Source organism: Streptomyces sp. NPDC104309 (assembly GCF_055584025.1).
This window is the reverse complement of record NZ_JBVJMV010000050.1, coordinates 23,196-42,523: the sequence shown is the minus strand read 5'-3', so window position 1 is coordinate 42,523 and position 19,328 is coordinate 23,196. Positions and strand designations below refer to the sequence as shown.

General features: G+C 72.7%; 17 protein-coding genes. 1 reads left to right on the top strand and 16 read right to left on the bottom strand.

The genetic code is table 11. The features are described 5' to 3' along the window. Positions 1–48: 48 nt before the first annotated feature. From ACZ68L_RS39710 to ACZ68L_RS39700, 3 genes are all read right to left on the bottom strand, one after another. Positions 49–1,686, bottom strand: a complete 1,638-nt coding sequence (locus ACZ68L_RS39710; protein ID WP_469587777.1) for an AMP-binding protein — start codon at positions 1,684–1,686, stop codon at positions 49–51. A 70-nt stretch (positions 1,687–1,756) separates the two neighbouring features. After that, positions 1,757–2,551, bottom strand: a complete 795-nt coding sequence (locus ACZ68L_RS39705) for an SDR family NAD(P)-dependent oxidoreductase (protein WP_469587775.1) — start codon at positions 2,549–2,551, stop codon at positions 1,757–1,759. Between the two features lie 146 nt (positions 2,552–2,697). Beyond that, entirely contained in the window at positions 2,698–4,257 is a 1,560-nt protein-coding gene (locus tag ACZ68L_RS39700; RefSeq protein ID WP_469587772.1) for an FAD-dependent oxidoreductase, read from the bottom strand. Positions 4,258–4,431: 174 nt separating this feature from the next. On the opposite strand from ACZ68L_RS39700, the gene ACZ68L_RS39695 reads away from it, so the two are divergent. Beyond that, complete coding sequence (locus tag ACZ68L_RS39695; protein ID WP_469587769.1) at positions 4,432–5,043, top strand: TetR/AcrR family transcriptional regulator; 612 nt, start codon at positions 4,432–4,434, stop codon at positions 5,041–5,043. A gap of 46 nt (positions 5,044–5,089) precedes the next feature. On the opposite strand, the gene ACZ68L_RS39690 is transcribed toward ACZ68L_RS39695, so the two are convergent. The 13 genes from ACZ68L_RS39690 to ACZ68L_RS39630 form a co-directional block, all read right to left on the bottom strand. Next, positions 5,090–6,016: a 3-oxoacyl-ACP reductase gene (locus ACZ68L_RS39690; RefSeq protein WP_469587766.1), complete on the bottom strand. Its 927-nt coding sequence runs from the start codon at positions 6,014–6,016 to the stop codon at positions 5,090–5,092. A gap of 97 nt (positions 6,017–6,113) precedes the next feature. Further along, the gene (locus ACZ68L_RS39685) at positions 6,114–6,929 is read right to left on the bottom strand and encodes a 2-keto-4-pentenoate hydratase (protein ID WP_469587764.1); all 816 of its coding nucleotides are present in this window, start codon (positions 6,927–6,929) and stop codon (positions 6,114–6,116) included. Further along, positions 6,922–7,779: a MaoC/PaaZ C-terminal domain-containing protein gene (locus ACZ68L_RS39680; RefSeq protein ID WP_469587761.1), complete on the bottom strand. Its 858-nt coding sequence runs from the start codon at positions 7,777–7,779 to the stop codon at positions 6,922–6,924. Before ACZ68L_RS39680 ends, ACZ68L_RS39685 begins: the two co-directional genes overlap by 8 nt. Beyond that, entirely contained in the window at positions 7,776–8,957 is a 1,182-nt protein-coding gene (locus ACZ68L_RS39675; RefSeq protein WP_469587758.1) for a lipid-transfer protein, read from the bottom strand. The genes ACZ68L_RS39680 and ACZ68L_RS39675 overlap by 4 nt, the downstream gene beginning before the upstream one ends. Next, positions 8,954–9,403 (bottom strand): MaoC family dehydratase, encoded by a 450-nt coding sequence (locus ACZ68L_RS39670; RefSeq protein WP_469587755.1) that lies wholly within the window; start codon positions 9,401–9,403, stop codon positions 8,954–8,956. Before ACZ68L_RS39670 ends, ACZ68L_RS39675 begins: the two co-directional genes overlap by 4 nt. Further along, positions 9,400–10,518: an acyl-CoA dehydrogenase family protein gene (locus ACZ68L_RS39665; protein ID WP_469587752.1), complete on the bottom strand. Its 1,119-nt coding sequence runs from the start codon at positions 10,516–10,518 to the stop codon at positions 9,400–9,402. Before ACZ68L_RS39665 ends, ACZ68L_RS39670 begins: the two co-directional genes overlap by 4 nt. Further along, positions 10,518–11,540, bottom strand: coding sequence for a bifunctional MaoC family dehydratase N-terminal/OB-fold nucleic acid binding domain-containing protein (locus ACZ68L_RS39660; RefSeq protein WP_469587750.1), 1,023 nt, complete (start codon positions 11,538–11,540; stop codon positions 10,518–10,520). Before ACZ68L_RS39660 ends, ACZ68L_RS39665 begins: the two co-directional genes overlap by 1 nt. Next, positions 11,537–12,703, bottom strand: coding sequence for an acyl-CoA dehydrogenase family protein (locus ACZ68L_RS39655; RefSeq protein WP_469587747.1), 1,167 nt, complete (start codon positions 12,701–12,703; stop codon positions 11,537–11,539). The genes ACZ68L_RS39660 and ACZ68L_RS39655 overlap by 4 nt, the downstream gene beginning before the upstream one ends. Before the next feature lie 42 nt (positions 12,704–12,745). Then, positions 12,746–14,401 (bottom strand): steroid-22-oyl-CoA synthetase, encoded by a 1,656-nt coding sequence (gene casI / locus ACZ68L_RS39650; protein ID WP_469587744.1) that lies wholly within the window; start codon positions 14,399–14,401, stop codon positions 12,746–12,748. A 410-nt stretch (positions 14,402–14,811) separates the two neighbouring features. Further along, entirely contained in the window at positions 14,812–15,573 is a 762-nt protein-coding gene (locus ACZ68L_RS39645) for an SDR family NAD(P)-dependent oxidoreductase (RefSeq protein ID WP_469587741.1), read from the bottom strand. 14 nt (positions 15,574–15,587) lie between these two features. Continuing rightward, complete coding sequence (locus tag ACZ68L_RS39640) at positions 15,588–16,235, bottom strand: PaaI family thioesterase (RefSeq protein WP_469587738.1); 648 nt, start codon at positions 16,233–16,235, stop codon at positions 15,588–15,590. Continuing rightward, positions 16,232–17,122: a MaoC/PaaZ C-terminal domain-containing protein gene (locus tag ACZ68L_RS39635; RefSeq protein ID WP_469587737.1), complete on the bottom strand. Its 891-nt coding sequence runs from the start codon at positions 17,120–17,122 to the stop codon at positions 16,232–16,234. The genes ACZ68L_RS39640 and ACZ68L_RS39635 overlap by 4 nt, the downstream gene beginning before the upstream one ends. Before the next feature lie 2 nt (positions 17,123–17,124). Beyond that, positions 17,125–19,320 carry an acyl-CoA dehydrogenase gene (locus ACZ68L_RS39630; RefSeq protein WP_469587734.1) on the bottom strand — a complete coding sequence of 732 codons (2,196 nt, stop codon included), beginning with the start codon at positions 19,318–19,320 and terminating at the stop codon, positions 17,125–17,127. Between the last annotated feature and the right edge of the window lie 8 nt (positions 19,321–19,328).

The window sequence follows — 19,328 nt, the reverse complement described above, 5'->3', positions numbered from 1 at the left end:
CAGGCCCTCGCGAGCCGTGTCCGTGCGGTGCACGCGGCACCGCGTCCGTCAGAGCGTCCGCAGCGCGGCCTTGTCGACCTTGCCGGAAGCGTTGCGCGGAAGAGTCCCCAGCACGACGACCTCGCGCGGGACCTTGAAGTTGGCAAGCCGCTCGCGGCAGTGGGCGACGAGGTCGTCCGGGTCGGTCCCGGCGCCCGGACGGGCTGTCACATAGGCGCGCGCGACTTCCCCGAGCCGTGCGTCGGGAACCCCGACCACGGCTGCCTCGGCGACGGCGTCGTGCCCGGCGAGCACCTGCTCGACCTCCGCCGGATAGACGTTGAACCCGCCGACCACGAACATGTCCTTCGAGCGGCCGGTGATGACCAGATTGCCGCGCTCGTCGAGGTGGCCCACGTCGCCGGTGGCCAGCCAGCCGTCCGCGTCGACGGCCGCCGCGCTCGCCGCGGGATCGTCCAGGTAGCCGAGCATCACGTTGTAGCCGCGGACCATGATCTCGCCGTCCCGCCCGGCGGGCAGCGGACGCCGGTCGCCGTCGGCCACCCGCACCTCGACTCCGTCGATGGGGCGGCCCGCGGTCAGAGCCACCGTCTCGGCGTCGTCGTCCGCGGAGCACGCGGTGACCGTGCCGCAGCATTCGGTCAGGCCGTACGCGGTGAGCACCTCGGGGAAGAGTTCAGCCCGCATCCGCCGGACGAGAGCGACGGGCACCACGGCCGCACCGGTCACCGCCAGCCGCAGCGACGACAGGTCGGACCGGCTCCTGCCGGGCGCGTCCAGGAGTTCGGTGTAGATCGTGGGCGGGCCGGGCAGGACGGTGATCCGCTCCGCCTCGACGGTGCGCAGAGCCCGGTCCACGTCGAACACCGGCTGCAGCACCATCGTGGCGCCCCGCAGCAGGCAGGCCAGCACGCCGGCCTTGTAGCCGAAGCAGTGGAACAGCGGGTTGATGATCAAGTAGCGGTCGTCGCCGGTGACTCCGGTCCGGTCGCACCAGGCCCGGTACGTGGTGAGGTTCTGCTGATGTGTGGTCAGCGCGCCCTTGGGCCGACCGGTCGTGCCCGAGGTGAAGAGCAGGTCGGAAGGGTCGTCGGGGCGTACGGACGCGGCACGGGCGGCGGCCTCCGCGTCCGGCACGCGCGCGCCGAACCGGAGAAAGTCGTCCCACGACAGGGTGCCGGGGCGCTCGGCACCGTCCAGCGTCACCACTGCGGCCAGCCCGGTCAGCCCCGGCACCGGCCTTCCGGCGTCCCCGAGTCCCGGCACCCGCCCCGCACCCGCACCCGCACCCGCACCCGCACCCGCACCCGCACCCAGCATGGCCAGGTAGTCCTTGCCGAGGAAGCCGTTCTCCAGGAACAGCAGCCGTGCCCCGCTGCGTTCCAGGAGCCAGCGCGCCTCACCGCCCTTGTAGCGCGTGTTGACGGGTACCAGCACCGCCCCGGCCGACGCGACGGCGAGCGCGGCCACCACCCAGTGGTGGCTGTTGGGCGCCCAGACGGCGATCCGGTCGCCGCGTCGCGTGCCGAGCCCGATCAGCGACTTCACCGCCGCCCGTACCCGGTCGCGCAACTGCTCCCAGGTCAGCCGTACGTCACCGTCCACGACCGCCTCCCGGTCGGGGCTCCGGGTCGCGGCGAGGTCCAGGGCGGCCGGGATCGTCAGGGGGTGCTCGGTCTCGCTCATCTGTTCTCCGGGAGTGGTCGGCCTGCGCGATGGGTACGGGGAAGGCCGGGCGAACACACGTGATGCTCCGTCAGGACGACGCGGGCAGCAGCCGCTTGGATGCCTCGTGGGCACCGAGGACCAGTTCGGCACGGGGGAATCCGCTGCGCCGCTCGGCCGTTTCGGCGTTCCCGCCGGCCACCCGCACCGGACCGTCGGCGAGGTGCTCCAGGCCCTCCTCGGCGACATCGTCCGGCTCGGCGACACGCAGGCCGGGCAGGTCCATGCGCAGCCCGGCGCGCTCCATGGCGGGTGTCCGGGTGACGCCGAGGACGAGTTCGAGGACGTCCACGCCGTACGGCCGCAGTTCCAGCCACAGGCCCTCGGCGAAGACGCGGCTGAATGCCTTGGCGGCCGAGTACACGCTGATCTGTGCCTGGCCCAGGTAGCCGGAGAGCGAGCCGACCAGCATGATGCCGCCGCGGCGCCGCTCCTTCATCAGGGCCCCGAAGTGGTGGGTGAGAGCCAGTTGCGCGGTGATGTTCAGGTCCAGTACGCCCTGGACGCGGTCGAGTTCGCCGGTCACGAACTCGTGGCCGTAGCTGTTGGCGCCTGCGTTGAAGATCAGCAGACCGACCTCCAGGCCGTCGGTCACGGCGCGGACCGAGGCCAGGGCCCCCGGGTCGAGCAGGTCGAGTTCGAGGGTGCGGACCTCGACGCCCTTGGCGCGTGCCCGCTCGGCGGTCTCATTGAGCGGATCGGGCTTGCGCGCGATCAGGACCAGGTTGATCCCGGCCTCCGCGAGCCGGTGCGCGAACGAGGCGCCGACTCCTTCGGAGCCTCCGGCGACGACCGCCCATGGCCCATACACGCTCTTGTCGGTCATCGAGTCCCTCTCTCTCGTCATGCCCGGCGGTCCCGGCCCGGCCCCTCCCCGCCCCTGCACCGCTGCGGTGCCGTGACCGTAGAACGGCCGTCCCGGGCCGCGCCGCCGGACATCCCACTGGCCGGGACGCTTTCGCCGCCCCGGCGTCAGGCGGTGTCGCCGGGTTGCCCGGTCATGTGCCGGACGGCCAGCGAGGCGAAGACCATGGCGGTGCCGATGGGGACGCCGGGACCCGGGTAGACGCGGCCCGTGAAGGACGCGCTGGTGTTTCCGGCCGCGTACAGGCCCGGGAGCGGCCGGCCCCCGGTGTCGAGGACGCGGGCGTGCACGTCCGTACGGAGTCCGCCCTTGGTGCCGAGGTCGGCGAGGACCAGCCGGGCCGCGTAGTAGGGCGGCCGGTCGAGCGGGACCAGGCACGGGTTGGGGCCGGGGGCGTTCTTCGTGTCGGCGAAGAACAGGTCGTAGGGGTCCTCGCCCCGGTGATGGTCCGCGTCGATGCCGGTGGCGGCGAAGCCGTTGAAGCGGGTGACGGTGTCCGTCAGCACATCGGCCGGGACCCCGATGAGACCGGCGAGCTCCGTCAGCGTGCCGGCCCGCACCCAGGTTCCGGACGCCAGGTGTTCCGCGGGCCCGGTGGGCGGCACGGTGATGGCGGGCAGCGTGCCGCCCTCCCGGGAGTCGAAGATCAGATACATGGGGGTCCGTGCTCCCTGGGCGGCGATGGCGCGGCCCATCCGGTCGTACGGCAGTGACTCGTTGGCGAAGCGCCGGCCTGATGGGTCGACGACGATCCCGCCGCGCAGGCCGAGGGTGAACGCGGCCGTGCCGTCGGGGAGTTCGGTACCCGGGCACCACCAGGCCTCGTCCATGAGACCGGTGGCGGCACCGATCGCGACGGCGGCGCGCAGTACCTCGCCGGTATTGGTCCCCCGGGGTGCCATGCTCCACACGGCACTGCCGGGGACCCCGTGTTCGGTGCGCAGGGTGTCGTCGCCCTCGAAACCGCCGGCCGCCAGCAGGACGCCGCGCCGGGCCCGCACCCGGACCGTGCCGCGCGGGGTCCGCGCCTCCACTCCCGTGACCCGTCCGTCCTCGGTGACCAGCCCGGTGACCTGGTGTTCGGTGCGGAATCGGGCGTTACCGGTGCGGGTGGCGGCGAGCAGGAGGCGGCCGATCAGGGCGCGACCCGCGCTGAGCGGCGCGTCGGGGTGGCCCTGTCCCGCGCGGTCCCGGTCGACCGCCGGGCGCACCAGGGGCAGGAGGTCGCCCAGCAGGTCCGGTGGCAGGTCGCGCGGTACGACGGAGCGTCCGGCGTCCATCCGGCCGGGGGCGGCGACGTAGTCGGGGAAGGCGCGCCACTCGAACTCGACGGCCGGGTCGCGTTCGAGCCGGGCGACCAGTTCGGGGGCGTGCCGCAGGAAGGCGTCGCGGCGTTCGGCTTCGGCGTCACCGAGGAGCGCCCCCAGATAGGCCCCGGCGGCGTCGGTGGAGTCGTCGAGTCCCGCCCGTTCCTGCACCCGGGTGCCGGGCAGCCAGCAGGCGGCCCCGGAGTACGCGGAGGTGCCGCCGAGCAGCGCCGTCCGTTCCAGTACGACGGTGTCGAGGCCGTCCGAGGCCGCTGCCAGGGCCCCGGTCATCGCGCCTGCCCCGGACCCGACGACGATCACGTCGTGGGTGGCGCCCCATTCCTGTCGGCCGCCTTGCATGTGCCCCTCCTGTGCCTCGGTGGTGTGGGACCTCAGCAGACCGCGCGAGCGGCTGCGGGTGTACGGCCGGTCCCGCTGACCGGTACGGCGTCCGGGCGGCACCTGACGCGGGGCCGGGGCCCGCGTATTGTCGGAGGCCGTCGACGGAACCGAGCGCCTGGAGGGAGTGGCAGCGTGCCCAGAATCGCCGAGGCCAGGGCGGGGGCCGAACCCAGTTCGCCCCGGCAGCGCGCACGCCGTCAGAGCATCCTGAAGGTGGCGGCGGACCTCGCCGCCGAGACGGGGCTGGAGCGGGTGCAGATGCACGAGGTGGCCAGGTCCGCGGGGGTGGCGATCGGCACTTTGTACCGGTATTTCCCGTCGAAGACCCATTTGTTCACGGCCCTGATGGCCGACCAGATCGAGGAGTTCGGGGCGCGGCTGCCCGATCGCGCGGCGGATGCCTCACCCGAGGACGTCGTCTTCGAGGCGCTCGGCAGCGCCACCCGCAAGCTGCTGCGCCGGCCGGCCCTGGCCATCGCGATGATCCAGTCGGCGAACGCGGCCCGTGCCTCGACCGTCCCCGATCTGGCGCGGATCGACACGGGGTTCCTCGATCTGCTGCTGCGGGCCTGGGGCGTCGAGCAGCCCACGGAACATCACATCACCCGTCTGCGGCTGCTGATCCTGCTCTGGTACGGGGTGCTCCAGGCCCGGCTCAATGAGCGGCTCACCCCGCAGGAGGCCGACGCCGACCTGCGGATGGCCTGCCGGCTCCTGCTCGCCCCGGCGACGGACGCCGACTGACCCGGCCGACGGGCGGGACGCGCGCCGGCCGGGTCGGTGCCCGCGCTCACGGGGTCTTCTGTGTGCCCGTCGTGTCGAGTCCGGCGACGCTGTGGGCGGCGTAGGTCCGGTGCGGGTCACGGCCACTGAAGTACGGCGTGAGCTGGGCGTCGAGCTCCTCCGAGGTGAAGGTGCCGTCGGCCGCGGTGAACTTCCGTTCCACGGTGGGTGGGGCGAGCAGGGCGATCATGTCGCCGTAGGCGACGAAGACCTGCCCGCTGATCCCGTCGGCGGCGGGCGAGGCCAGGTGCGCGACGAGGGTGGCGACCCGTTCCGGGGCCATGATGTCGAGGCCGCCCGGCGCGTTCACGCCCGCACCGAAGGCGTCGGCGGTCATGGCGGTGCGGGCCCGCGGGCAGATGGCGTTGGCGCGCACACCGTAGCGGGCCAGGCCCTGGGCGGTGGCCAGGGTGAGCGCGGTGATACCGGCCTTGGCGGCGGAGTAGTTCGGCTGGCCGGGGGCGCCGAACAGGAACGCCTCGGACGAGGTGTTGATCACGCGGCCGTAGACCGGGGCGCCGGCCGCCTTGCTCGCCGCACGCCAGTGCGCTGCCGCGGCGCGGGAGACGGCGGCATGGCCCTTGAGGTGGATCCGGATGACGTCGTCCCAGTCGGATTCGGTGAGGTTGAACAGCATCTTGTCGCGGAGTACGCCTGCGTTGTTGACGACGATGTCCAGGCTGCCGAAGCTCTCCAGGGCGGCCCGCACCAGACGGTCGCCCATGGACCAGTCCCCGACGTCACCGGTGACCGCGACCGCCCTCGCGCCGAGGGCCTCTATCTCGGCGACCACGTCCTCGGCCGCCGGGCCGATGTCGTTGACCACCACGTCGGCGCCGAGTCCCGCGAGCGCGAGGGCCTCGGCACGGCCGAGCCCCGCTCCGGCACCGGTGACGACCGCGGTGCGCCCCTCCAGGGTGTTCGTCGAGCTCATGCTGCCTCTTTCCGTGTTCCGTCGAGCCGTTGGATACGCCGGCGCACCCCGGCGATGCCGAGGGGGGTGCGCCCCGCCCACGAAACTAGTATCAATTTCAGTTTTCGGTCCGGCGGTGTCCCGTTGAGTGGATGAAGCCGACGGAGACGGAGCCGAGCCCCTCGAACTCGGCCCGGAACTCGTCCCCCGCCCGTACGTCGACGGCCCGGGTGCAGGACCCCGGCAGGACGACGTGCCCGGCCTCCAGACGCACCCCGCAGGACGCCACCTTGCGGGCCAGCCAGGCCACGGCCTCGGTCGGGTCGCCGAGCACCGCGCTGGTGTTTCCGCGGGCGATCTCCGCGCCGCCCCGGTACAGCACGGCGGCGATGTCGGCCGGGTTTAGGTCCTGCGGCCGGACCCGGGCCTCGCCGAGGATCACCCCGGCCGACGAGGCGTTGTCGGCGATCGTGTCGGCGAGCCGGATCCTCCAGTCCCTGATGCGGCTGTCGATGAGTTCGATTGCGGGGACGAGGTACTCGGTGGCCGCGAGGACGTCCGCCGTCGTGCACCCCTCCCCCGGCAGACTCCGGCCGAGTACGTACCCGATCTCGACCTCGATCCGGGGGCGGCAGTAGCGGTCGGCCGCCACGGAGGTCCCCTCGGGCAGCACCATGTCCGAGAGCAGATGGCCGTAGTCGGGCTCGTCCACACCCATCATCTGCTGCATGACCTTCGAGGACAGGCCCACCTTGTGTCCCCGGACCGTGCGGCCGTCCGCCAACTGCCTGCGGATGTTGATCAGTTGGATCTCGTAGGCGTCGGCCGCGTCGATCCCCGGGCAGGTGGTGGTGAGCGGTTCGACCGGGGCCCGGTCGCGCTGTGCGGCCCAGAGCACTTCGGCGGCCTCGGCGCGCTGCGCGGGCTCAAGCATCGGGGTTCTCCTTCTGGTCCGGGGTGTCGGCGTCGAATCGGGCACGGCCGCCGGTGAGCACCGCGCGGGCGTCGTCGGCGGACGCCTCGAAGCGCACGGCGACATCGTGCGGGGCGTCCTCGCCATGCGGGGCGGTCCAGCCGCGCAGGGCGAGCCGGTCGCCGGGGTACGCCGGAGCGGCGAACCGGGCCTCCAGCTCCACCAGTCCGGCCGGATGCACACCGAGCTCGTCGGCCAGCGACAGCAGGCTCGCGGCGAGGGTGCACAGCCCGTGCAGGAAGGGCCGGGGCATCCCTGCCGCCTTCGCCGCCTCGGGGTCGATGTGCATGGCGTGCCGGTCGCCGAGCAGCCGGTAGAGCGCCGCCTGCCGTGAGTGCGTGGCCACGGTCGGTGTGTGATCGGCCGGCCGGTCGGGGCTGCGCGGGGCGGACGGGCCGCGCTCGCCGCCGAAGCCCCCACGGCCCGGGGCGAAGAGGGACCAGGTCGCCGTGAAGCGCTCGCAGGACACCTCCACGTCGAAGACGGCGGCGGAGCCCTTGTCCCAGACCGCCGCCACACGCGCCGACGTCGTCAGCTCGCCGGAGGCGTCCAACGGCTGTTTCATCACAAGGCGTTGGCTGCCGTGCACGGCGGTGGTGACATCGAAGGCGCCGAGCTCGCCGAGCGCGTCGGGCGCCCACTGGGCCAGGGTCAGCGCGAAGGTGGGCAGCACCCGCAGGCGCTCCTCGTACACCAGGTCGAGCCTGTCCGCCGGGGCGCCGACCGCGAGCGCGTACAGGATCGCGTCACGTGCGGTGTAGGAGACGGTACGGGTGCCGAGTTCACGTCCCTGCCAAGGGGAGTCGGTCATCGGTCGGCTCCCAGGATCAGGCCGCTGGTGGGGACGCCGGTCCCGGCGGTGACCAGGACGTGGTCGGCCTTGTCCGGCTGGTTCACCGAGGTGCCGCGGACCAGCCGGACGCCCTCCGCGATGCCGTTCATTCCGTGCAGATAGGCCTCGCCCAGCTGTCCGCCGTGGGTGTTGACCGGCAGTCTGCCGCCGACCTCCAGGTGGCCGTCGGCGATGAAGTCCTTCGCTTCGCCGGGCTCGCAGAAGCCCAGTTCCTCCAGCTGGGGAAGGACCAGCGGGGTGAAGTGGTCGTAGAGGACCGCCGCGTCGATGTCGTCGGGGCCGAGACCGCTCTGCCGGTACAACTGCCGTCCGACCAGGCCCATTTCCGGGATCCCCGTGATGGTGGGCCGGTAGTAGCTGGTCATCATGTGCTGGTCCGCGCCGAGTCCCTGGGCCGCCGAGCGGATCACCGCGGGCGGATGCGGCAGGTCGCGGGCGCGTTCGGCGGAGACGATCACCAGGGCCTGGCCGCCGTCGGTCTCCTGGCAGCAGTCGAGCAGCCGCAGCGGTTCGGCGATCCAGCGGGAGTCGCGGTGGTCCTGGAGGGTGATGGGACGGCCGTGGAACCAGGCGGCCGGGTTGTTCGCTGCGTGCTTGCGGTCCACCACGGCGACCCGGCCGAAGTCGTCGGTGGTGGCTCCGTATTCGTGCATGTAGCGGCGGGCGAACATGGCCACCCACTGAGCGGGAGTGCTCAGCCCGAACGGGGTCATCCAGGCGTAGGCGGCGCGGTCCGCGGTGGTGTCCATGGGGCGGGCGGCCTGGCCGAGCCCGTACCGCTCGCCGGAACGTTCGTTGAACGCCCGGTAGCAGACGACCACGTCGGCGGCTCCGGTGGCCACGGCCATGGCCGCCTGCTGCACCGTGCCGCAGCCCGCCCCGCCGCCGTAGCCGATGCGGGAGAAGAACGTCAGGTCGCCCATGCCGGTGTTGCGGGCCACATGGATCTCGGAGTTGGTCTCCGCGGTGAAGGTGACCAGCCCGTCGACGTCGGCGGGCTCCAGTCCCGCGTCGGCGAGGGCCGCGAGCACGGCCTCACAGGCGAGCCGGAGTTCGCTGCGCCCGGAGTTCTTGGAGAACTCGGTGGCGCCGATGCCGACCACGGCGGCGGTCCCGGAGAGCGGAGCGGTACTCATCGCACCTCCCCCGGCAACCGCACCGCAACGGTTCCGGTGATGTGAGCACCCAGGCTGTTGGTGCCCTTGACGGCGATCTCGACCTGACGGTCCGCGTCCGACTTCGCCACCACGGTGCCGGTGAGCACCAGGGTGTCGCCGGGGTGGTTGGGGGCGCCGAGCCGGATGCGGATGGCCTTGATCACGGCGGCCGGGCCGGCCCAGCCGGTGACGTACCGGTCGACCAGGCCGTTGCTGGTCAGAATGTTCATGAAGATGTCCTCGGAGCCGCGCTCCCGGGCGAGTTCGGGGTCGTGGTGCACGTCCTGGTAATCACGACTGGCGAGGGCGGTGGCGACGATCAGGGTGCGCGTCACCGGGACCGGCAGCGCGGGAAGTACGTCGCCGACGGCCACCTCTTCGTACACACGGGTGGGCGGGAGAACGGTGCTGGGCTGCCGCGTCACGAGGTCACCGCCCCGCTGGTCACCAGGGCGCCGAGGCGCGCGAGGTCCGCGCCCGCGCCGCCCAGGGTGGTGGAGATCTGCTTGCCCCACAGGAAGTGGCGGTGCACCGGGTAGTCGGTGTCGACGCCGATGCCGCCGTGCACGTGCTGAACACGGTGCACGGTGTTCAGACCGCCCTCGGTGGCCCACCACTTGGCCACCAGGGCGGCACGGTCGGCGGTCTCGGTGTCGAAGGGCTCCGCCGAGGCGTCCACCGCCTGCCACAGCGTGACCCGCATCGCCTCGATGTCGATGTAGCAGTCGGCGAGCTGGTGCTGCACGGCCTGGAAGGTGGCGAGCGGGCGGCCGAACTGTCGGCGCTCGCGCAGATGGCCGGCCGCATACCGCAGCGCGCCGTCGGCCACCCCCACCTGGACGGCGGCCAGCGCCACGAAGGCGTTCCGGACAAGGTGCTCGACGCCTCCGCGGCCCGGCGTGCCGACCGCCTCGGCAGGGGCTTCGTCGAGCGTGAGGTGGGCGCTGAGGTCGTGGCTGGTGGTCTCGGCGTACTCCCAGGTCACGCCGGTGGCGTCGGACGCCACCAGGAAGAGGCCGGGCCCGGAGCTCGTGGCGGCGGTCACCAGCACGTGCCCCGCGCCGGCCGGCGCGGGCACCACGGCCTTGACACCGCTGAGCCGCCATCCCGGACCGTCCGCCACCGCGGCCGTCCCCGGCAGCAGCGGATCGGCGGGACCGAACTCCTCCAGGGCGAGCGTCAGCCGCCCGGAGCCGTCGGCGAGTCCCGTCAGCAGCCGTGCCCGCTGCGCTCCGGTGCCGTACGCGGCGACGGCCAGCGCACCGGTCAGCGCGGGCCACAGCGGCACCGGCGCCACCCGCCGGCCCTGCTCCTCCAGAAGGACGCAGAGCCCGGCCAGGCCGAGTCCGGCGCCTCCGTCCCGTGCGGGCAGCACAGCCCCGAGCAGACCTGCTGCCGCCAGATCGCCCCACAGCCGTTCGTCGACGCGAGCCGGCGAGGTCTCCACCTCTCGCAGCCGCTCGGGCGTGGCACGGTCGGTGAAGATCTCACGCGCCAGGTCGCGGACCGCTTCGAGCTCTTCTCCCAAGGAGAAATCCATCAGGGCGCCTCCGTCGGGGCGGGCCGGAACACCGGCAGGGTCAGATCGGGGTCGGCGTCGAGCCAGTCGAGGACCACGGGCATGTCGATCGCGACGTCCTCGGGCGCGACACCGGTCAGATTGGTGATGAGGCGGGTTCCCTCGGCGAGTTCGACCACCGCGACGACCAGGGGGAAGTCGAAGGCGGGGTGCCGTGGATGGTGGTTCACGACGAAGCTGTACACACGGCCGCGGCCCGAGGCCTCGACGGTGTCCCACTCCAGTGAGTTGCACCGCGGGCAGCAGGGACCCGGCGGGTGGCGCAGCTCGGAGCAGTCGGCGCAGCGCTGGATGAGCAACCGGTGCCGCCGCGCGCCCTCGAAGAAGAAGGCGTTGTCACGGTTGGCCGCCGGGCGGGGGCGCAGGGCGGAAACCGGGTCCGTTGCCGGTGCGGGTGCGGCCTCAAAGGCCGTCCGCGCCTCTGCGCCCGCGTCCGACGGCGTCCTCGCCGGGCGAAATCTCAGCGTCCGCCAGCGCTGGGTGGCGACGATCCCGCCGTGCTGGTCGCGGTACGACTTCAGGGTGGTGACGAACCGCCCCGGGCCGAGGCCGGTCTTCTTCTCCGCCGAGATCGACTCGACGGTCTCCTGGACACAGACGTGGTCCCCGGGCTCCAGCTCCCGGAGGAAGGTCAACTCCGAGTCGGTCGCCACCACGGAGGTGTAGCCGCCCTCGTCGAGGAGGCCGACCAGTTCGTCGAAGCCGCTGGGGCCGGGCGGCGGGGAGACGGTGGCCGCGTATCCGCGCATCGTCCACGCCTGGACCATGGACGCGGGTGCGACCACCCCGCCGCGCCCGGTGGCGCGGGCCGCACCGGCGTCGGTGTACACCGGGTTGGTGTCGCCCATCGCCTCCACCCAGTGCCGGATCATCGGCTGGTTCACCGGGTCCTGGGCCGGCGTGGGGGCGTGCACTTCGCGCCCGGCGAAGGCCGCCAGCCGCTCCTCGTACCCCGGCTGCGGACGGTCGCTGTTCCGGTTCACGCGCCACGCCCCGTGCGCGGGAGCCCGAGCCCCTGGGTGGCGACCATGTCGCGCAGGATCTCGTTGACGCCGCCGCCGAAGGTGTTCACGATGCCCTGCCGGGAGAGCTGTTCGATCTGCCCCGCGAGGACCGCGCCCGGCGATTCGGGCCGGATGCGCCCGGCCGCGCCGAGGATCTGGGCCAGTCCGCGCTGGACGTCGATGTGGGTCTCGGTGCCGTACGCCTTGGCGGCTCCCGCGTCGGCGCCGGTCAGCGCGGAGCGGGCGACGGCGGCGGTCATCTTCCAGTTCATCAGCCGCATCGCTTCGAGCCGGGCGTGGGTACGGGCGAACTCCTGCCGCACCCAGGGGATGTCGGCCGTCCCGTTCTCCTTGGCCCAGTCGAGGACCTGTTCCCACAGCTGGATCATGCGACCGCCGAGGGCGGCGAGTCCGATGCGTTCGTGGTTCAGCTGGGCGGTGATCAGCCGCCAGCCGCCGTCCACCTCGCCCACCACGTCGTCGGCCGGGACGCGCACCCCGCTGTAGTACGTCGCGGTGACGACCATGCCGCCGACCGTGCGGATCGGGCTCCAGGAGAAGCCGTCCTCGGTGGTCGGCACGATCAGGATGGAAATGCCCTGGTGCTTGGGGGCGTCCGGGTCGGTCCGGGCCGCGAGCCACACGTAGTCGGCCGTGTTGGCGCCACTGGTGAAGATCTTGCTGCCGTCGACGACGTAGGTGTCGCCGTCCCGGACCGCCCGGGTGGTCAGCGAGGCGAGGTCGGTACCGGCCTCGGGCTCGGTGTAGCCGATCGCGAACACGATGTCACCGGAGAGGATGCCGGGCAGGAAGCGCTTGCGATGCTCCTCGGACCCGTACGCCATGAGGGTCGGTCCGACGGTGTTGACCGTGACGAACGGGAAGGGCAGGCCCACCCGCTGGACCTCGTCGAAGAACACGTACTGGTCCTCCACCGGCCGGCCCTGGCCGCCGTACTCGGTGGGCCAGCCGATGCCCAGCCAGCCGTCCGAGCCGAGCCGTTTGACGACCTCGCGGAAGCGCTCGCCGCCCACGCCCTCCTCGCCGACGCGACGGCGCTCGTCCTCGGGCATGAGGCCCGCGAAGTACGCCCTCAGTTCCCGCCGCAGCTCCTGGTGCGCGGCGCTCTCGCGCAGTTGCATGTGGTTCTCCTTGATTGTCGCCGCCGGGCCGGCCGGGCCCGGTCAGGGCAGGAAGCGCCCTCGCCCGTTGGCCAGGAACTCGCCGCGCAGGGCGGCCTTGTCGTCGTCGGTCATCAGCGCGTACGCGGGCCGGCCCCGGCCCGCCCAGCGGTACACCGCGTCGTCGGTGCGCCAGCCGTCCAGCTGCATCTCCTTCTTGCGCAGCTTGTTCGAGCCGGTGGTGGGCAGCGTGTGCGAGACACGGACGAAGCGGGGGGCGCCCTTGGTGCCCAGATCCTCCTGACCGGCCAGGAACGCGGGCAGGTCCAGGTCCTCGAAGCGGGTGCCGTCGGCGACCTCCAGTGCGGCCATCACCTGGTCGCCGGAGCGCGGGTCGGGCACGCCGAAGACACCTGCGGCGACGACGCGCGGGTGTCTGCGCAGGATGCGTTCGGTGAGCAGGGCGGAGATGTTCTCGCCGTCGACGCGGATCCAGTCGCCGGAGCGGCCCGCGAAGTAGAAGTAGCCGGCCTCGTCGACGTAGCCGAGGTCACCGGTCCAGTACCAGCCGTGGCGGACGCGTTCCGCTTTGGCGGCCTCGTTGTTGTAGTAGCCCTCGAAACGGGCCGCGCCCTCGGTGTCGACGATCTCGCCGATGGCCTCCTCCGGGTTGCCCACCCGGCCGTAGGAGTCGAGCACGGCGGGCGGGCAGGTCTCCCGGGTCGTGGGGTGCACGATCCGGACGCCGTCGCGGGCGGGTACGCCGAGCGCGCCCACCGGCCCGTCGGGCGCCCGCTTGAGCATGCCACCGCCCTCGCTGGAGCCGTAGCCCTCGACGAGACGGCAGCCGAAGCGGCTCAGGAAGCGGGCCGCGTCCTCGGGTGACGCCTCGGTCCCGAAGGCGTGGGTGAGGCGGTTGTCGGCGTCGTCTTCGGTCTCGGGGCGGGCCAGGATGTAGCCGATTGCCTTGCCGACGTACGTGAAGTAGGTGGCTTCGAAGTGGCGGACGTCCGGGAGGAACCCGGAGGCGGAGAACGTGCGGGTGAGAGCGATGGTGGCGCCGGCTGCGAGGGCCGGTGCCCACAGCGCCATCAGCGCGTTGCCGTGGAACAGCGGCATCGGGCAGTAGCAGATGTCCTCGCGGGTGATGTCGTACTTCGCGCTGTTGGCGGCGCCGAGCGCGGCGAGCCTGCCCTGCGAGCAGATCGCCGCCTTCGACATGCCGGTCGTGCCCGAGGTCAGGAGCAGCAGCATCCGGGTGGCGGCGGTGACGTCCGGGGAACGCACGGGCCGGCGGGGGCGGGCGGCGAGACGGCTCATGTACTCCGGTTCGTCGACGACGAGGAACCGGTCCCGGTCCACGCCGACGTCCAGGCCGTGCAGCAGGTCGACGCCCGCCCGGTCGGTGACGATCAACTGGCAGTCGGTGTGCCGTACTTCCCGCTCCAGTTCGACGCCGCGGCGGGTGGGGTTGATGCCGATGACGGCCGCGCCGGCCAGGGCTGCGGCGCCCAGCCAGAAGAGGTACTCGGGGATGTTGTCGAGGAGTACGCCGATGTGGAACGGCCCCTCGGTGCGCAGCTCCCCGGCCCAGGAGGCACGGGCCGCGCTCTCCCCGACCATCTCGTCCCAGGTCCAGGACCGTTCTCGGGTCAGCAGGCCCGGGTGGTCGTCCCCGGCACGGGCGAGCAGCAGGTCGGCAATCGTCTGGTGTGGCAATGTCGGTCCCTCTCACCCGGTGGACGGGTTTCCCGATGTCGGTGGGGAGACGGGCCGCGCGGGTGCGCGGCACGTCGTCCCGTGTGGTCGTGGCGCCCGGAGGGGGCGCGTGAGGGCGCGTCCGGTCCGGCCGGACCGGACGGCGCCCGGATCCGTGGGGCGCGGTGTCGCCGTGGCGGCGGCGTCCCGGTCCGCGCCGGTGGCGACGCTATCCACGGATGGGGGCTTTTGGCCGGGGCGGTCCCGCTGACCGGGAGAACCCGCGACTTCGCCGCGACCGTGCCGGACGCCGGGCGCGTCCGGTCCGGCCGGGGCGTGGGCCGTGTCACTGGTCCGGAGCCACCGTGGGCGCGGAGCCTTCCCGGTGGCCCGGTATGGGCGTGACGTCGGCCGGACGCCCCCGGCCGGCGTCAGCCGAAGTTGGCCTGGCCGCCGTCCAGCGGCACCGTGGCGCCCGTCAGATAGCGGGCGTCCGGGCCGCACAGCATCGCTACGGCCCTCCCGATGTCCTGCTCGCAGTCGCCCACGTACCCCAGCGGGACGGACGCGCGGAACTCGGCGGCCTCCTCCGGGTGGGCGTCCTGCCATCGGGCGTACGCGGGCGACACGGCGTGCGGAGCGACGGCGTTGACGCGGATTCCGTCACGGCCCCATTCGTTGGCGGCGGCCCGGGTCAGGGAGCGCAGGGCGGACTTGGCCGCCACATACGCCCCGTAGGTACTCAGGTCCCAGCGGACCATGGCGGAGGTGACCAGATTTATGATCACACCGCCGTCGTTCTCCTTCAGATACGGATGCGCGGCCTTCATGAAGGCGAAGGCCGCGAAAGGGCCGCTGTCGAAGCCCTTCTGGAACTGCTCGTCGCTCAGCGACAGAAGCGGCCCGTAACACCCTGTGTAGGCGTTGTTGACCAGGATGTCGATGCCGCCGAAGCGTTCGGCGACCTGTTCCACCAGGGCGGGTATCCGCTCCGTGTCGAGCACGTCCAGGACGAACGGCTCGGCCTTCACCCCCCGTCCGCGCAGCAGCTCGCAGGTCGCCACCAGTTTGGCCTCGGTCCGCCCGAGGACGGCGACCGAGGCGCCCTCGGAGGCGAGGGCGAGGGCGATGCCCTGGCCGACGCCCTGGCCGGCGCCGCTGATGACCGCGACCTTGCCGTCAAGCTTTCCCATCGCTGTCGCCTCCTTCAACTCGGCCTGGACAGCTGCTTGTTGATGAACAGTCCTTCCGCGGTGACACAGGTGCGGCCACCGGCGGCGACAGCCCCGACGGTGCGGATCCGCGAGCCGTCCACCGAAACCTGTCGTCCGGTGACCGTCAGGGGCTCGAACAGCGGGGTGGGCCGCAGGTAGCGCAAGGTCAGTTCCGCGGTCATCCCGGAGGGGCCGCCCCAGTGGTTGGCCACGCCCAGCGTGTGGTCCAGGAGCAGCGCCGAGACACCGCCGTGCACATGTCCGGGCGGCCCCTGGTAGGGCAGGCCGAGTGTGACGACGCCCTCGACGGAACGGTCCTCCTTGCCGTGCAGCCGCAGCGGCGGTGCGAGGGCGTTCTCCGGGCCGGTGACGGGATCGTGCCGGGTCACGCCCTCGCCCCGCCACATCACGGCGAAACGCTCCTGGAGGGTGGGGGCCTTCTCGGTGAGCCGGTCGGCGACGGCGTCGAGTTGTGCGGCGATCTCCGTCATGCCGGCGCCGGTCTGGTCGCCGGCGTGCAGCAGTGCGGCGATCACCCTGCGGGCCGCGGCGACCGCCACGTCGACGCCGTCCTCGTGCGGTTCGGCCACCAGGCGCGGTCCGGTGGCCTGTTCGACGGCCTCGCGGGCGGGGATGCTCATGACCTCACCGTCGCCGTCGCATGGGTGAGCACGGGCGCGCCGTCGCGTTCGGGGCAGGCCGTGTGCAGTACGAGGCGCTCGGTGCCGTCGTTCACAGGTCCGTCGCGCCATACGGATGTCGCGATCGACTCCCCGGGAACCAGGGGGCCGGCGAAGCGTACGGCGAGGCCGGTGAGGCGGGTGACATCGCCGCCGAGGACGCCGTCGACGAGTGCCTTGCAGACCAGTCCGTAGGAGGCGAGTCCGTGCAGGATCGGCCGGTCGAAGCCGGCCGAACGAGCGAAGGCCGGGTCGGCGTGCAGCGGGTTGAGGTCACCGTTGAGCCGGTACCACAGTGCCTGCTGGGGTGTGGTCACCGTGGTGAGTACGGTGTCGGCGGGGTGATCCGGTGCCGACCAACGTTCCTCGGGGCCGGGGTCCTGGCTGAAGCCGCCCTCGCCGCGGGCCCAGACGCGGGTGGTCGTGGTCCACAGCGGTTCGTCGTCGGGGCCCGTGGCCGCGGACTCCAGGACGATCAGCGCGGCCTTGCCCTTGTCCCACACCTCGGCGACGCGCGAGCGCAGCGTCGCGGTGCCCGACGCCGGCAGGGGCCGGTGGATCTCAAGTCCCTGACCCGCGTGCAGCATGGTCCGCAGATCGATGTCGATGCCGGGCATCTCAAGCCCCGGCACGGTTCCCTCGCCCGAGGAGATCCCGGAGCCGGCCACCACGGCGAAGGTGGGCAGCACGGTGAGGCCGCTCTCGAAGGTCAGGTGCAGTTCGGGGTCGGTGGCCGCGTCGGCACCGGCGCCCAGGCTCAGGTGGTACAGGAGTACGTCGCGCGTGGTCCAGCGGATCTCGCGGACGGACGGGTCCGCGTTCAGCGCCTTGTCGCGGTCGATGGGCATGATCAGCCTTTCTCGGTGGGCTCGGGGTCACGGGGCAGGCCGAGGAGGCGCTCGCCGATGATGTTCAGCTGGACCTCCGTCGTACCGCCCGCGATGGACAGGCAGCGTGAGTTGAGGAACATCCAGGTGGCGTCGTGCCGTTCGCCCTCGCCGGTGAGCGCGGCGGCGCCCTGCCAGTCCACGCATGTCTCCCAGACCCGTTGCTGGTGTTCGACGCCGAGCAGTTTGGCGATGGACGCCTCGGCGCCGGGCTGCTGTCCGGAGACGGTGCGCAGCGTGGTACGCAGTGCGAGGAGCGCGCCGGACTGCGCGTCGCAGAGATGGCCGCCGAGCGTGGTGAGCTGTTCGTCGTCGAGACCGTCGGACGCGGCGGCGATCTCCAGCAGCGTCCCGGCGCCGGAGCCGACCGAGTCGTGGGAGAGGGCGACGCGTTCGTTGGCGAGGGTGGTCCGGGCGAGCTTCCAGCCGTCGCCCGGCGAGCCGACGAGCAGTTCGTCGGGGACGAACACCGCGTCGAGGAAGACCTCGTTGAACTCGGCCTCACCGGTGATCTGCCGCAGCGGCCGGATGTCGAGCCCGGGGCTCGTCATGTCGAGGAGGAAGTACGAGATGCCCTTGTGCTTGGGCACGGTCGTATCGGTGCGGGCCAGCAGGATGCCCCAGTGGGCGTCGTGGGCCATGGAGGTCCATACCTTCTGCCCGGTGATCCGCCAGCCGCCGTCCACCTTCTCGGCCCGGGTGCCGAGCCCCGCGAGGTCGGATCCCGCCCCCGGTTCGCTGAACAGCTGGCACCAGACGATGTCGCCGCGCAAGGTCGGGGCGAGGAACCGCTCCTGCTGGGCGCCGTCGCCGTGGGCGATGAGCGTGGGCACCACCCAGCCGCCGATGATCATATCGACGGGGGTGAGGTGCGCCGCCTGCAGCTCCTCGGCGATGACCAGTTGGGTCACGGGGTCGGCGCCCTTGCCCCAGGGTGCGGGCAGCTGCGGCGCGGTGTACCCGTGGTCGGCGAGGTGGGTGAGGCGTTGCTTGCCGTCCAGGGCCGCGGCCCCCCGCAGTTCGACCCGTATCCCCTCGCGTACGGCCTCGGCCTCCGGCGGCAGTTCGACGCCCAGCTTCCGACGGGTGCCGTCCAGGGTGAGGCGGGCGACGCGGCGGTGCCAGGCGGCGGTCGGGCCGAGTGCGACACGCAGGGTCTGGGCGCGGCGCAGCGCGAGATGCGCGTCGTGTTCCCAGGTGAAGCCGATGCCGCCGAGCACCTGGATGCAGTCCTTCGCGGTCACGAACGCGGCCTGCACGCCGACCGCTCCGGCGACGGCGGCGGCCAGTGAGGCCTCGTGGGGATCGTCGGCGCCACCCGGATCGCCCGCTCGGGCCGCGTCCCAGGCGCAGGCGCGGGCCTGTTCGGCCAGCGCGAGCATGCGGGCGCAGCGGTGCTTGACGCCCTGGAACTGGCCGATGCAGCGGCCGAACTGCTCCCGCACGCGGGCGTATTCGGCGGCGGTGGTCACGCAGCGGTCGGCGATGCCTGAGGCTTCGGCGGCGAAGAGGGCCGCGGCGAGGTCCTGGGGTACCTGCGGGTCGAGGTCCAGCACGTCCGCGGCCGGGACACGCACCGACCGGGCGGTCACGCGGGACGAGCGGCGGGTGAGGTCGTGGCTGCGGACGTCGGTGGTGTCCACCGCGGCGCGGGGCAGCACGAGCCATGTGATGCGGCCGCCGTCGGCGGCGGGCAGCACGAACACGTCGGCGAGGTGCCCGCCGACGACGAGTTCGCAGGTGCCGGTGACCGTGGCCGTGCCGTCGGCGGCGCGGTCCACGGCGAGGGTGCCGGGGGCGAGTCCGACCGCGCCGACGGTGGTGCCGGCGGCGAGCGTGGCGAGGTACGTCCGGTGTCCGGCGGCGTGCAGGACGGCCGAGGCCAGCGTCGTCGGCAGGAACGGTCCGGGGGCCATCGCGCGGCCCAGCTCCTCGGTGACGACGGCCAGTTCGACGAGGCCGTAACCGGCGCCGCCCGCCTCCTCCGGCAGGTGCAGTCCGAGCAGCCCCTGCCCGGCGAGGCCGCTCCAGTGGGCGGGGAGTGTCTCCTTGTCGGCGTCGGCCGCCGCCCGGACGGTGTCCTCGGTGATGTGCCGGTTCGCGAAGGTGCGTACGGCATCGCGCAGGTCGCGGTGCTCCTGGGTGAGCCCGATGGTCATGACGTCCC

Coding starts and splice junctions, on each gene's coding strand:
- ACZ68L_RS39710 (WP_469587777.1), bottom strand. CDS start 1,686: ATGAGCGAGACCGAGCACCCCCTGACGATCCCGGCCGCCCTGGACCTC.
- ACZ68L_RS39705 (WP_469587775.1), bottom strand. CDS start 2,551: ATGACCGACAAGAGCGTGTATGGGCCATGGGCGGTCGTCGCCGGAGGC.
- ACZ68L_RS39700 (WP_469587772.1), bottom strand. CDS start 4,257: ATGCAAGGCGGCCGACAGGAATGGGGCGCCACCCACGACGTGATCGTC.
- ACZ68L_RS39690 (WP_469587766.1), bottom strand. CDS start 6,016: ATGAGCTCGACGAACACCCTGGAGGGGCGCACCGCGGTCGTCACCGGT.
- ACZ68L_RS39685 (WP_469587764.1), bottom strand. CDS start 6,929: ATGCTTGAGCCCGCGCAGCGCGCCGAGGCCGCCGAAGTGCTCTGGGCC.
- ACZ68L_RS39680 (WP_469587761.1), bottom strand. CDS start 7,779: ATGACCGACTCCCCTTGGCAGGGACGTGAACTCGGCACCCGTACCGTC.
- ACZ68L_RS39675 (WP_469587758.1), bottom strand. CDS start 8,957: ATGAGTACCGCTCCGCTCTCCGGGACCGCCGCCGTGGTCGGCATCGGC.
- ACZ68L_RS39665 (WP_469587752.1), bottom strand. CDS start 10,518: ATGGATTTCTCCTTGGGAGAAGAGCTCGAAGCGGTCCGCGACCTGGCG.
- ACZ68L_RS39655 (WP_469587747.1), bottom strand. CDS start 12,703: ATGCAACTGCGCGAGAGCGCCGCGCACCAGGAGCTGCGGCGGGAACTG.
- ACZ68L_RS39645 (WP_469587741.1), bottom strand. CDS start 15,573: ATGGGAAAGCTTGACGGCAAGGTCGCGGTCATCAGCGGCGCCGGCCAG.
- ACZ68L_RS39640 (WP_469587738.1), bottom strand. CDS start 16,235: ATGAGCATCCCCGCCCGCGAGGCCGTCGAACAGGCCACCGGACCGCGC.
- ACZ68L_RS39635 (WP_469587737.1), bottom strand. CDS start 17,122: ATGCCCATCGACCGCGACAAGGCGCTGAACGCGGACCCGTCCGTCCGC.
- ACZ68L_RS39630 (WP_469587734.1), bottom strand. CDS start 19,320: ATGACCATCGGGCTCACCCAGGAGCACCGCGACCTGCGCGATGCCGTA.